General features: G+C 42.8%; 16 protein-coding genes. 7 read left to right on the forward strand and 9 right to left on the reverse strand.

Annotation, left to right across the window (positions count from 1 at the left end):
• Positions 1-70: 70 nt before the first annotated feature.
• Both pdaA and JJ692_RS17165 read right to left on the reverse strand, forming a co-directional pair.
• Positions 71-862, reverse strand: coding sequence for a delta-lactam-biosynthetic de-N-acetylase (gene pdaA / locus JJ692_RS17160; RefSeq protein WP_073204315.1), 792 nt, complete (start codon positions 860-862; stop codon positions 71-73).
• A gap of 101 nt (positions 863-963) precedes the next feature.
• On the reverse strand, positions 964-1,155 hold the full coding sequence (locus JJ692_RS17165; RefSeq protein ID WP_012009274.1) for an SE1561 family protein: 192 nt from the start codon (positions 1,153-1,155) through the stop codon (positions 964-966).
• A 146-nt stretch (positions 1,156-1,301) separates the two neighbouring features.
• Here JJ692_RS17165 and yfkAB point away from each other — a divergent pair, with 146 nt between their 5' ends.
• The 4 genes from yfkAB (at position 1,302) to JJ692_RS17185 (ending at position 4,618) form a co-directional block, all read left to right on the forward strand.
• A complete protein-coding gene (yfkAB, locus tag JJ692_RS17170; protein WP_044334665.1) occupies positions 1,302-2,423 on the forward strand; it encodes a radical SAM/CxCxxxxC motif protein YfkAB in 1,122 nt (373 codons plus the stop codon).
• Between the two features lie 7 nt (positions 2,424-2,430).
• Entirely contained in the window at positions 2,431-3,267 is an 837-nt protein-coding gene (locus tag JJ692_RS17175) for a mechanosensitive ion channel family protein (protein WP_041116197.1), read from the forward strand.
• Positions 3,268-3,365: 98 nt separating this feature from the next.
• A complete protein-coding gene (locus JJ692_RS17180; RefSeq protein ID WP_206533990.1) occupies positions 3,366-3,767 on the forward strand; it encodes a nuclear transport factor 2 family protein in 402 nt (133 codons plus the stop codon).
• A 131-nt stretch (positions 3,768-3,898) separates the two neighbouring features.
• Positions 3,899-4,618, forward strand: a complete 720-nt coding sequence (locus JJ692_RS17185; RefSeq protein WP_003218036.1) for a YebC/PmpR family DNA-binding transcriptional regulator — start codon at positions 3,899-3,901, stop codon at positions 4,616-4,618.
• A gap of 113 nt (positions 4,619-4,731) precedes the next feature.
• Here JJ692_RS17185 and JJ692_RS17190 read toward each other — a convergent pair whose 3' ends face one another.
• The 3 genes from JJ692_RS17190 to JJ692_RS17200 form a co-directional block, all read right to left on the reverse strand.
• Positions 4,732-5,514, reverse strand: a complete 783-nt coding sequence (locus tag JJ692_RS17190; RefSeq protein WP_133744874.1) for a YfkD famly protein — start codon at positions 5,512-5,514, stop codon at positions 4,732-4,734.
• Between the two features lie 67 nt (positions 5,515-5,581).
• Positions 5,582-6,649, reverse strand: coding sequence for a calcium/proton exchanger (cax, locus tag JJ692_RS17195; protein ID WP_206533991.1), 1,068 nt, complete (start codon positions 6,647-6,649; stop codon positions 5,582-5,584).
• A 65-nt stretch (positions 6,650-6,714) separates the two neighbouring features.
• Positions 6,715-7,092 (reverse strand): OsmC family protein, encoded by a 378-nt coding sequence (locus JJ692_RS17200; protein ID WP_206533992.1) that lies wholly within the window; start codon positions 7,090-7,092, stop codon positions 6,715-6,717.
• A gap of 75 nt (positions 7,093-7,167) precedes the next feature.
• Between JJ692_RS17200 and JJ692_RS17205 the strand changes: the two genes are divergently transcribed.
• On the forward strand, positions 7,168-8,349 hold the full coding sequence (locus JJ692_RS17205; protein WP_206533993.1) for an MFS transporter: 1,182 nt from the start codon (positions 7,168-7,170) through the stop codon (positions 8,347-8,349).
• 210 nt (positions 8,350-8,559) lie between these two features.
• Here JJ692_RS17205 and JJ692_RS17210 read toward each other — a convergent pair whose 3' ends face one another.
• The 3 genes from JJ692_RS17210 to JJ692_RS17220 are packed head-to-tail and all read right to left on the reverse strand — an operon-like array spanning position 8,560 to position 10,220.
• Positions 8,560-9,378, reverse strand: a complete 819-nt coding sequence (locus JJ692_RS17210; RefSeq protein ID WP_034283696.1) for a YihY/virulence factor BrkB family protein — start codon at positions 9,376-9,378, stop codon at positions 8,560-8,562.
• Between the two features lie 27 nt (positions 9,379-9,405).
• Positions 9,406-9,729: a YtxH domain-containing protein gene (locus tag JJ692_RS17215; protein ID WP_206533994.1), complete on the reverse strand. Its 324-nt coding sequence runs from the start codon at positions 9,727-9,729 to the stop codon at positions 9,406-9,408.
• A 20-nt stretch (positions 9,730-9,749) separates the two neighbouring features.
• The gene (locus JJ692_RS17220; RefSeq protein WP_024425273.1) at positions 9,750-10,220 is read right to left on the reverse strand and encodes a low molecular weight protein-tyrosine-phosphatase; all 471 of its coding nucleotides are present in this window, start codon (positions 10,218-10,220) and stop codon (positions 9,750-9,752) included.
• A 174-nt stretch (positions 10,221-10,394) separates the two neighbouring features.
• On the opposite strand from JJ692_RS17220, the gene JJ692_RS17225 reads away from it, so the two are divergent.
• Both JJ692_RS17225 and JJ692_RS17230 read left to right on the forward strand, forming a co-directional pair.
• Positions 10,395-11,750, forward strand: a complete 1,356-nt coding sequence (locus JJ692_RS17225; protein ID WP_122631769.1) for an alanine/glycine:cation symporter family protein — start codon at positions 10,395-10,397, stop codon at positions 11,748-11,750.
• A gap of 77 nt (positions 11,751-11,827) precedes the next feature.
• Complete coding sequence (locus tag JJ692_RS17230) at positions 11,828-12,043, forward strand: DUF1128 domain-containing protein (protein WP_003214000.1); 216 nt, start codon at positions 11,828-11,830, stop codon at positions 12,041-12,043.
• A 108-nt stretch (positions 12,044-12,151) separates the two neighbouring features.
• On the opposite strand, the gene JJ692_RS17235 is transcribed toward JJ692_RS17230, so the two are convergent.
• Positions 12,152-12,670: a type 1 glutamine amidotransferase domain-containing protein gene (locus JJ692_RS17235; protein WP_024425275.1), complete on the reverse strand. Its 519-nt coding sequence runs from the start codon at positions 12,668-12,670 to the stop codon at positions 12,152-12,154.
• Between the last annotated feature and the right edge of the window lie 38 nt (positions 12,671-12,708).

A 12,708-nucleotide genomic window follows, 5' to 3' on the forward strand; every position in this document is an offset into this window, starting at 1 on the left:
CACCCTCTTTTTTATCGTAAAAATAGAGAGGGATAATCAAAAAGCCTGCAGGTCTTCTGCAGGCTTCTTTCTATAGCTGTGGCAGATGCCATACTTTTTCAAGCATGAGATCGTCTAGGCTTTTAAAGGAATATCCTTGTTTTTTCAGAGCGGTGATGGCATCATCCAGCGCTTCGGCATTGTCTCTTGAGACGGTATGAAGTAAGTAAATGGCTCCTGGGTGCGCCTGCTTCATCATTTGATCGTAAGCATACTGTTTTCCTTTTTGATGATGGATATGCCAGTCTACAAACGCCACTGACCAGAAAACAGTTTGGTATCCGAGCTGTTTTGTTTCTTTTAGTACCCTTTCACTGAACACACCGCGCGGCGGACGAAGGTAGAGGTTATCTTGTTTTCCTGTGATTTTGTACACAGCTTCATTGACACGGTCCAGTTCTTCTTTGATTTCTTTCGTACTTTTTGTTGTTAAATCAGGATGATGATAGGAATGGTTGCCAATGATATGACCTTCTTCTGCCATACGTTTGACAAGCCCGGGCTGGTCCTTTACAAAATGACCTGTCACAAAAAAGGTGCCTGGTACTTGATGTTTTTTCAGCACGTCTAAGATCTTGGGCGTGTACCCATTTTCATAGCCATTGTCGAAGGTAAAATAAATCTCTTTCTTTTTTGTGTTGCCTAAATAGAACGCATCATACTTTTTTAACAGTGCCGATAATTCTTTGCCCGCATCCGGCGGCCTATGCTCTTTACTTTTCGCAAATCCCCAGTGGATGGGCTTATTAGACACGGCTGCCGCTTCTGAGAGAGGCATGGAAACAAAAAGCGCACATAAACAGATCAGCATGTATTTTTTCATTTACGTCACTTCCCGGTTTTTCTTCTATTGTGCAGAATAAGACCGAGACTCATACACCGATTCACCTGCCAATTTAAAGAAAAAAGCCCGCATCACGCGAGCTATTCTTCCTTCCAATCGTTTTTAAACCGTTCATATTTCGCTTCCAGGTCGTCAATCATCTGGATCAGTCTGTCTATATCCTCAACGTCTGTTGATTCGGGATCTAATGAATCAATCACATTCATAAACATATCTAATCGGTTCTTTAAATAATCAACCTGCTGCTCTTTGCTGTCTGCTGCCTTACCCATCGATACACTCCCTTTAGCGTTTGTTTATAGCTTATCTTTTTTTCCCTTGCAAATCAATTGTGTCCCCCTTGCGTATAACCGTGATGAGGCTTAAAATTAACTGTTGGCGGGTCTACGTTTGCCCGAATGAAAAGGAGATAGATACCATGAACCAAAAAACAGCACTTCGTCCGATTACACCTGCATACGACCCCTGGGAAGCCTATCTCGATGTGCAGGATTACGGAGAAATGAAGCTGACAAATATTGAATTTACGACAACAACGCTGTGTAACATGAGATGCGAGCATTGTGCGGTCGGCTATACCTTACAGCCTAAGGATCCGAATGCGCTGCCGATTGATTTGTTACTTCGCCGTTTAGATGAAGTTCCGCTTCTGCGCTCACTTAGTATTACAGGCGGAGAGCCCATGCTTTCTCTTAAATCTGTACGGGAATATGTCGTCCCTTTATTAAAGTATGCCCATGAACGCGGCGTCCGTACACAGATCAATTCAAATTTAACCCTTGATTTGGCGCGGTATGAAGAAATTATTCCATACTTAGATGTCCTTCACATTTCACATAACTGGGGCACTGTCGAAGAGTTTGCAACGGTCGGCTTTGCCATGATGGATCGAAAACCAACCTTTGAGCAGCGCGAGAAATTATTTAACCGCATGATTGAAAATAGTCAGGCACTTGTCAAAGCGGGCGTAACCGTATCCGCTGAAACCATGCTGAATAAGCGCACGCTTCCATATATCGAACACATCCACCGGCAAATCGTCGAGGAAATGAAATGCCAGCGCCACGAAGTTCACCCGATGTACCCAAGTGATTTCGCCAGCGCCCTTGAATCATTGACGCTTCCGCAAATGCGGGATGCGATTCATCAGCTGCTTGATATTCGTGATCAAAACACCTGGATGCTGTTTGGCACCCTGCCGTTTTATTCATGCAGCCCAGATGAAGAAGACCAGCGACTCCTCAACCGATTGCGCCAGGAGAAAAATGTCACGGTACGAAATGACCCTGATGGACGCTCACGGTTGAATGTGAATATTTTTGATGGGAATATTATTGTGACAGACTTTGGCGATACTCCGCCGCTTGGAAACATTGCAACTGATACATTGCAATCAGCCTATACACGCTGGATGGACACAAAATTAGCAAAAGAACTGAATTGTCATTGCCCAAGCGTGCAATGCCTCGGTCCGAATGTTCTAGTGAAAAACAGCTATTATCAAGATGTTGATTTTACTTCTCGAACAGCCAGGGGGTAACCGATAGATGGATGATACATTTCTGACAGTGGTCAAAAACAAATACATTGAAATTCTCCTTGTTGGACTCATTCTTTGGCTTGCCGTCTTTATGATTAACAAAGCCCTTCAAATTTTCTTTAAACGAACTGAGTTTATAGAGGACAAGAAGAAGAAAACGATCGAGAGCTTGGTGAAATCGGTCACGCAGTACACCGCGTCGATTTGCTTTGTGCTCTATGTCATTTCTCTTTTCTTTCATGACTTCGGGAAAATTCTTGCGGGTGCTGGTGTTGCTGGGATCGTCATCGGTTTTGGCGCACAGACACTGATTCGTGATATTTTAGCAGGCGTTTTTCTTATCTATGAACGTCAGATTCATAAAGGGGATTATGTGACGGTGAATAACCTCTTTAATGGAACCATTGAAGAGATTGGTCTCCGCTCTCTGCAAATTAGAGAATGGAGCGGCAAGCTGTTAACCATTTCTAACGGAGATATCCGTCAAATCCAAAACTATAACATGCACTACATGCGGATTACGGAATCTGTGTTAATTAGTGCGAATCAAAACCCTGATATTGCCTTTCAAGCACTTGAATCAGCATGTGACAATTTAAATCAAATGCATCATGATTTTCTTAAAAAAGATGAATTCCAAAACGCCATTGAACCCTTTCAGGTTCATGGAATTATGGGCTTGAATAAGCTGAATCGCGGGATTGAAATCACAGTAAAGGGAATGGTCGAAGACGAAAAATACTTCGAAGCCGCCCTCGCTGTGCGAAAAGAAATGATCAAACAGCTTCATCAGCATGATGTCAAATTGCTTGAGGATCTCGCTTATCCCCAGCCGGCAAAATAACCTCATTTATGATGGGGTTATTTTTTATTTGTTTTTTGTTAACCAGTTAATTATAATGTTATTTAGTTAACCAGTTAATAATAGAGAGGATGTATGGAATGACAAAAACAGAAGCAATTTCTTTCATCAAGGAGATGTATCAAGAGGTATTAACCAAGTACGACACAAAAAAGGTGGAGGCTTATTTTTCACCTGACTATCAGCAAGTGACCGATGGGAAGGTTTCCACGCTTGATGAATTTAAAAAGCATCTATCCACTTTAAAAGAAATGACAACACAGCTTGTGATCCCCGCCTTTCATGATGTGTTATTTGATGAAGAAACGCAGCAAGCGTGTTTTCGTTACACGGTTCATGTTGAACTCACAAGCGGAGACGGGGGTTTAATAGATGTCACAGCTCTTTTCACCTTATTAGATGGCAGGATCATTCGATGTGACGAGCTGACTCGGGCTCACGAAAAACATGAAATGCTTGAAACGCTTGGGCATATTTGCTAACAATTCTCTTCACTTCAGCCCTCTGACTTCTATCCTCTTGACTGATTCATGTATAATAGATAGCAGAATGATTTCATGCAGCATGGGGACCCTCATACTGTGTATTTTCTAAGTGAAAGAGAGTGAATAAGATGGGTCGTAAGTGGAACAACATTAAAGAAAAGAAAGCATCAAAGGATGCCAGTACAAGTCGTATTTACGCAAAATTCGGGCGTGAAATCTATGTGGCTGCCAAACAAGGTGAGCCAAACCCAGAATCAAACCAAGCACTTCGTTTTGTCCTAGAACGTGCAAAAACATATAGTGTCCCAAAACACATTGTGGACCGTGCCATTGAAAAAGCCAAAGGCGGTGCGGAAGAGAACTTCGATGAGCTGCGCTACGAAGGATTTGGTCCAAACGGTTCAATGGTGATCGTTGATGCCCTCACCAATAACGTGAACCGTACAGCTTCAGATGTTCGAGCAGCATTTGGGAAAAACGGTGGAAACATGGGCGTAAGCGGCTCTGTTGCCTACATGTTCGACCAAACAGCTGTCATCGGTGTCGAAGGAAAAAGTGAAGAAGAAACGCTTGAGCTTTTAATGGAAGCAGACGTTGATGTACGTGACATCATGGAAGAAGATGAAACGGTGATTGTGTACGCTGAACCAGATCAATTCCATCAAGTACAAGAAGCATTCAAACAAGCCGGCGTAGAAGAATTCACTGTCGCTGAAATCACAATGCTTCCGCAAAACGAAGTGACATTAGATGATGAATCAAAAGCACAATTTGAAAAGCTGATCGATGTATTAGAAGAGCTTGAAGACGTGCAGCAGGTTTATCATAATGTGGATTTAGGGGAATAAAAAACTTAAGCCATAGTAGTCGTTGAGTTCATTCAACTTCTACTATGGCTTTTTATATTTTCTTTAAAAATCATGGATAAAGCGTTAATGTCTCTTCTATTGATAAAAGGAGATTAATTCATCCCTTGAAACCCAAACGTCAAGTGATCCTGAACAGGAATCCAAGCGCCGATTCCTTGTGAGGTCACGTTTTTCACGACGAGTTTTCGTTTATTTCCTTTTAGTACAAGGTACACTTCTCCGTATGTGACCTTACCTTTTTCGTTAATCGCTGGTGCATAGGCATGAAGCGATGCTGCTTTTTTCGGAGAGACGTGGTATGACTGATCTCGTTTTGTTCCTGCACCAATCACGGTGTCAAAAGCGAGGGGCAGCTTTGTTTTTTGAATCGCTTTTTGCATCATCAATGTTTTCACATCTTCTGGGTTCGGCACTTTTGCTGTGAGGCCTCCGCTTACTTTCACTTGCTGCTTTTGAACGTATTTTCCAATGGCTGTTTTGTTGCCGCCTCTGTTATCAATGTGGTTCGTATTCACTTTTTTGTATTCCCAGTTGGCGACCGTTTCGTTTGAATCGTAGCTCAGCGCCCATCTCCCGAGGAAAACGGTCGCACGGTATCCAACAGCTAATGGCGTCCCTGAAATGCTGGATTCATTCAGCATTTTAATCAAATGAGTGTTCTCAATCGGTACACTTGTTGTTTTGAACAATTCAGCCGTCAGCTCGCTCGGCTGGAGCAGCGGCTGATCCTGTGACGCGTTTGGATACGTATTCTCCTTGGAGATACTGGCGACAGAGGATGGCACTTTAAATTGCTTTGCCGCTTCTGCTGGAAAGCTGTATAGAAAACTTAAGGATAAGAGAACAACAAACATGATGCGGAGCATCTTTTTCATATCATCACTCTTTCTCATTCATTTTTCCATAGTATTTTCCGCAAAGACGTCCCTTATCCACAAAAGATTATAAAAGGAAAAATCCAATCGCCATAATAAAATAGGCAGCGAGTAATGTGGCGCCTTCAAACCAGTTTGTATCACCATCATTTGATAAAATGACCGTGAGCAGCACAGAGGATGCCATCGCAATGAGCTCTGGCAAGGAGAAAATGAGCGGCATCTGCTTATCAAAAAATAGCGAGCTGATGACAAGGATTGGCGCGACCATCATGGCAACCTGAAGTGTGGAGCCAAAGGCAATTTCCACTGCTACATCCATTTTGTTTTTATACGCCATGATAACAGCTGAGGCATGTTCTGCGGCGTTGCCGACGATGGCCACAATAATGACACCGATAAACAGATCACTCCAGCCAAACTGTTCTCCTACCGTATCAAATGTATGAACAAGGCGCTCTGAAATGTACGCAACTGCGATCGTCGAAAGTAGCAAAATTACGGTGGCAAATTTCCCAGACCATTCAGGTGTTTCTTCTTCCGTCTCCGCTTCACCTTGCCCACTCTCTTGCTTGGCAACATAAACACCGCGGTGGCTGACTAGTTTGAAATAAAGCGCCGCAACATAAAGCAAAATCATCACAATGCTGATCCCAATGCTTAAAACAAACTGTTTATTCTCTGCCATCTCCACCGAAAACACTTCTGGAACGACAAACGCTACAATGATAGCAAACATGAGCAAGCCTGAATTGTGCCTTGCATCATGGACATTGAACACTTGGCGCTTATATTTTAATCCGCCAACAAAAAAAGACAGCCCCGCCACAAGCAGTAAATTTCCGATGACTGATCCAGTTAATGAAGCAAGTACAATGGCCGTCAGTCCTTGTTTTAAGGCAAAAAACGATATGATTAATTCCACTGCATTTCCGAATGTGGCGTTTAAAAGTCCGCCAATTCTAGGCCCCGCAATGATGGCAAGACTTTCTGTGGCTCTTCCCATAAAACTAGCAAGACCAATAATGGCAATACAATAAACGGCAAACATGATGACCTGCGGGAAATGAAGAAAACTGCCAATCACCGATAGCGGAACACCGATTGCGACAATTACAAGAAACAAACGATTCATACAGCCATTCTCCTTTACATATGTCTGACTGTTATTCTTTCGTGAGTGCCGGCATCGTATACATTTTAGATTCGCGCGTGTGAGAAAGTGATATCAATACTCCCTTTCACAGACTGCACCATTGAGCAATGCTTCAATGCAAGAGTGATCACTTTATCGATTTGTTCATCAGATGTATTGATGTCTTCAAATAAGATATGTAAATGAATGCAGGAAATTTTGTTTACAGCCCCTGCCCTTGTCGTTTCAGGTGTGATCGTAAGCCCTTCATAGGATATTCGCTTTTTACGGCATACATGAATAAGCATTTCTCCAAAGCAGCCTGCAATGGCTGAGGTGAATAATTGAGATGGGCGGAACCCCAGTTCTTCTGTTCCTGAAATAGGCAGCTGCCTGTCCTCAATATGTGCGATCCAATGATCCTTTTTGCATGTCAGCGTCATTCCTTTTCCACCTTTCTATTGAAACCCCTATGGTTCCATTGTACGATGAAAGCATGAACTTGTAAGGAGCATCTTATGTCGAGAATTCACTTTATGATTTTAATTTTACTTGTATCCGTATCTGGTTTTTCACAAGGGGCATTACTTCCTGTCATTTCCATTATCTTTGAACATGCCGGTACTTCTCCTACGTTAAACGGACTGCATGCCACAGGCTTATATCTCGGTGTGCTGCTTGCGTCTCCTTTTATGGAAGCACCGCTTCGCCGGTTTGGATTTAAGCCATTAATCGTCATTGGAGGCGCCGCTGTCTTTTTAAGCTTATTTAGCTTTGTGTTTTTTGAATCTTATGTCGTCTGGTTCTTCCTTCGGCTCATGATCGGGATTGGTGACCATATGCTGCATTTCTCTACACAGACGTGGGTGACCTATGCTTCATCATCAAGAAATCGCGGACGAAATATTTCATTGTATGGATTATCATTTGGACTCGGTTTTGCCGCCGGCCCTTTTTTAACGCCGCTCATTGAGATCAATCCAGCCTTGCCTTTTATTGTTTCTGGTGCCGTTAGTTTATGTATTTGGCTGCTTGTGTTTGTTTTAAAAAATACATATCCAGATACAGGCGAAGTGCAAACGTCAGAGCAGACAAACAGTTTAAAGCGCTTTAAAAAGGCCTTTCAATTTGGCTGGGTCGCCTTTATGATGCCATTTTGCTATGGCTTTTTAGAAACGACGCTTAATAGTAACTTCCCTGTGTATGCACTCAGAAGCGGTGTGACAGTAGATGCGGTTGCATTTATTTTACCTGCATTTTCCATAGGGAGCATTGTCTTTCAGCTTCCTCTTGGGATGCTCAGTGACCGGTTTGGCAGGCGCCGCATCATTTTATGTGTGACACTCGCTGGATCATTCTTTTTCCTTTTGGCAGGGATTTTCATTCAATCCGTTTTGGCTGTAGCCATCTGTTTCTTTATTGCCGGAATGGCTGTAGGCTCTACCTTCTCACTTGGCATCAGTTATATGACCGACTTATTGCCAAAGCATTTGCTTCCCGCCGGGAACTTGATGTGCGGAATGGCGTTTAGTGCAGGCAGTATTCTCGGGCCAGTACTCGGAGGATTCTTTGTGCAAACGTTTGAAGGAATGAATTTACTTTACCTTGTCAGCATCGTGATATTATTTGTGTTTTGCTGCGTTCGATTTGGGAGAACGCAGGCAGTGGTGGAAAGTCCCAATGAAATCATTTCTAATTAAAAAAACTCCCCTGCACCTATGCAGAGGAGTTTTTTTCATTTAATGATAACCATTTTGCCCGTTTGCACTGCCGCTTGTTTTGTGCTTTGGCTGATGGCCTTTGTTTTGTTTAGTGTTGCTTCCGCCTTTTTTCGATTGTTTGGACATATGTGATTCCCCCATCCATCAAGATTGAACATGTTCGTTCTTCTTTAGGATGCCCGGATTTCTTCACACCTTGCCTGGTACGATTTTACGCTTATGTAAAAGCGCATTGAGCTCGCCGCCAAGGATAATCATGATGCCGGTTAAATAGAACCAGATCATTAAAATAATGATCCCCCCAATACTTCCGTACATCGCACTGTAATTCGCAAACTCGCCTACGTAAAATGAGAACAGCATGCTCACCAAAATCCATCCAATTGAGGCAAAAATGGCGCCTGGCAGAACAAATTTCAATTTCAGTCTAATGTTTGGGGCGAAATAGTACAAGGCTGTAAACACAATCAATAAAATCAACGGACTAATGATCCACCTCATGGCCGTCCACATGGTGAGAAAGGCATCTGACTGCCCGACTAATTCAGCGAGAAATAAGCCAAGTTCTTTTCCAAAGACAGGCAGCATTAAGGCAAAAATAATCGTGAGAACCATTGCGATGGTTAAGATAATTGATGTTAAACGTACGAGAATGAAGGAACGATTTTCCTCAACTTCGTAAGCATGGTTAAATGCTCTGACGACAGCATTAATCCCGTTAGATGCAGACCAAAGGGCGGCAATAATCCCGAATGACAGCAATCCGCCGTTACGGCTGTTCAGTGTCTCTTCGGCAATGGATTCAATCATCGAAAGCGCTCCTTCTGGCGCATAACCAGAGATGACGCTTAGGACATCCTTCGACGTCAGCGGCAAATATCCAACGAGCGTCAGCACGAAGATGAGAAACGGAAATAATGAAAGCAAAAAGAAGTAAGCAAGCTCAGCAGATTTTGCCGGTCCTTCATGCAGCAAAAAGCGTTCAATTAACGCTTTAATAAAACCCATACGCCTCATCTCCAATGATCAATCTTTCTATTTCGATCGAAAGTGATCTTTTGTTTCTTCAATAATCTCTATTACTTTTGGGGTTGTTTCCTTTAACTGATTGACTTGTTCATTTAAAAATGACAAATCATCTGAGACTGTTCGCATCAGCTGCTTCGTTTCTTCCATTTTTTCTTTCATACAAGCAGAAATTCTGGCTGGCTCCTGACGGTATTCCGCCAGCTTTTCCTGACAGTCATCCCATTTGTCTTTGAGCGCGATTCTCGTTGGCCGATGAAATAATGTCAGCAGTGCACCGCAAGCTGCTCCTATCACAGCTCCTCGAAGCATGATTTGATTTTTTTCTTCCATCTCGTCTGATCTCCTTTCAGTTAAAGGTGTTTCTCTTTTTTTACATACGTCAAAAAACGATCAATTCCTTTTTCAATTAAATCATGTACTTCCTCAAAGTTTCCAGTGTAATAAGGGTCTGGCACATCATCTCGATCGTCGTCTTCAACAAAGTCAAGAAGACGGCCAATAAAGTGATGTTTCCCATAGCCGGCTATACTGCGAAGTGCCCCTACATTTTCAGCATCCATCGCAATGATATAGTCGTATGCTGTGATGTCCTCATCTATGATTTGTCTTGCGGACATCCCTTCATAGCTGATCCCTTTTTCATCAAGTAGCTTTCGTGTTCCTTCATGCGGAGGACTGCCTTGATGCCAGCCGCCAATGCCTGCTGAATCAATGACAAAGTGCTCGCTTAGCCCCTCATCTTCTACTCGTTTTCTAAACATGGCCTCTGCCATCGGTGATCTGCAAATATTGCCAAGACATACGAATAATACATGAATCATCCTTCATTCTCCTCCTATCTTTTCCCTAAGAACTGCTTTCGAAAACCTTTTCTCTATCATATCAAGCCCTTTTTCTTTTGAAAACTTTGCAAGAAAAGCTCTCATCGCCATTGACAAAATACACAAAAACAGGAGAAACTTTAGGAGAATTACACAAACAAAGGGGGATATTAGATGGGAATAATTGAGCAGTTTGTCACGACGATGAACAATTTTTTGTGGGGACCTCCCCTGTTGATTTTAATTGTTGGTACTGGAATATACCTCACCTTTCGCATTCTCTTCATTCAAATTAGATTACTTCCTTATTCTTTAAAGCTCGCTTTTTCAAAACAAGACAAAATGTCAGAAGGAGATATTTCACATTTCCAAGCGTTAATGACGGCTCTTGCTGCAACTGTCGGTACAGGGAATATCGTCGGTGTGGCCTCCGCTGTTATAGCCGGTGGTCCTGGTGCAGTTTTCTGGATGTGGTTTGCTGCATTTTTCGGGATGGCCACCAAGTTTGCAGAAGCTGTTCTTGCTGTAAAATACAGAGTCAAAAATGAAAAAGGCGAAATGTCTGGCGGACCTATGTATTATTTAGAGCATGGATTAAAACAGAAATGGCTAGGGGTGCTATTTGCTGTTTTCGGCGCCAGTGCTGCCTTTGGGATCGGCAACCTGGTCCAGTCTAATTCTATCTCAGGCGTCATGAATTCTACTTTTCAAATTCCAACATGGGTAACAGGTATCATCATTACGGCTTTTACAGCACTTGTGATTTTAGGCGGAATCAAAAGCATTGGCCGGGTCACATCTATCTTTGTACCCGTCATGGCTTTATTTTACGTCATTTGCGGTCTAATCATTCTTGTTATGAATGCTGATCTTGTTCCAGGCGCAGTCAGTCTTATTTTCTCAGATGCCTTTACTGGTCAAGCCGTAGCAGGGGGTGCAATTGGGACTGTCATTCGCTGGGGTGTCGCACGGGGAGTTTTTTCCAATGAAGCAGGTCTTGGGTCAGCACCAATTGCTGCTGCAGCTGCGAAAACGGATATGCCTGCACGCCAGGCACTCGTCTCTATGACGCAAGTGTTTATTGATACCATCATTGTTTGTTCTATCACTGGCATTACCATTGTCATGGCAGATATGTATTTAACAGTGAAAAGTGATGCGCTGACTTCGTTATCCTTTGCTCACTTCCTCGGTCCAGCTGGCTCAACCATTGTGGCAATCGGACTGCTCTTGTTTGCCTATTCAACCATCATTGGCTGGTCCTATTATGGCGAAAAATGCTTTACATATTTGGCGAAAGATTCATATGTGATGTATTATCGAGTTGTGTTTGTTATTGCTGTCTTTTTCGGTGCCGTGTTTAAGAATGATTTCGTCTGGGGCGTAGCGGATATGCTAAACGGACTGATGGCTGTTCCTAACTTAATCGGCCTCATCGGTTTGTCAGGAGTTGTCGTATTTGAATCAAAACGAATCATTGAAAAAATTAAACAGGAGAAAAAGGAGAAAAACATCTCGGTGTCGTCTTAATAGCCCTTTTATTCTTTTGCTTTTCTGTTAAAATAGACATATTATTCAACACATATGCAGGAAAGGACGTGCCGCCCTTGTCAGAGCAAAAAGCGGCTGAAGTCAATCAGCTGATTGAAGACATTTCGCAAAAGTTAAATATGCTGAACATTGGAGTCATCAAAGCCGAGGACTTCAGTCCAGACAAGTACGAAGATATTGAATTTCTACACCAAATGGTGATGAAAAAATCTTCATTCAGCCCAAGTGAAATGCAAGCCATCGCAAGCGAGCTAAAAAACTTAAGAAAATAATCGTGCAAAGGAAACTAAGATTGCGGTTTACGCCGCTTTCTTCCAATCATGCGCAGAAAAAGCCAGCACCCCGCAAGGTGCTGGCTTTGTTTATCCTGTCAAAACTGCTTATTTTGCGAGCAGTTTTAATGATTCACGGTTAAATGCTGGAATGTCATCAGGTGTACGGCTTGTCACAAGCTGATCCTGACAAACAACAACTTCTTCATCTTTGAATTTTGCGCCTGCGTTTTCCATATCTACTTGAATGGATGTATAGCCAGTCGCGCCTCTGCCTTCCAGCGTCTTTGCTGTAATGAGCAATTGCGGTCCGTGACAGATCGCAAATACTGGTTTTTTCTCGTCCATAAATGCTCTTGTGAACTGGACATAGCGGTCATCTGCACGCAGAATGTCTGGTGAGAACCCGCCAGGAATTAGCAGTGCATCGAAGTCTTCAGGCTTCACGTTATCAATGGACGCATCCACTCTCACTTCTGCTTCTCCTTGCTTCCCTTTCACTGTTTTTCCTTTTTCGTTTTCAATCACTGTGATCTCATGGCCTGCATCTTTAAAGGCTTTTGCAGGCTCGGTGAATTCAACATCCTCAAAGTAATCTGTTAATACAACTGCAATTTTCTTACCCATGTAGAAACCCTCCTGCTTGATTATCGTTTACACTACAC

The sequence above is a fragment of the Bacillus sp. 3a genome, from assembly GCF_017161885.1.
In the GTDB taxonomy this organism is placed as follows: domain Bacteria; phylum Bacillota; class Bacilli; order Bacillales; family Bacillaceae; genus Bacillus; species Bacillus safensis.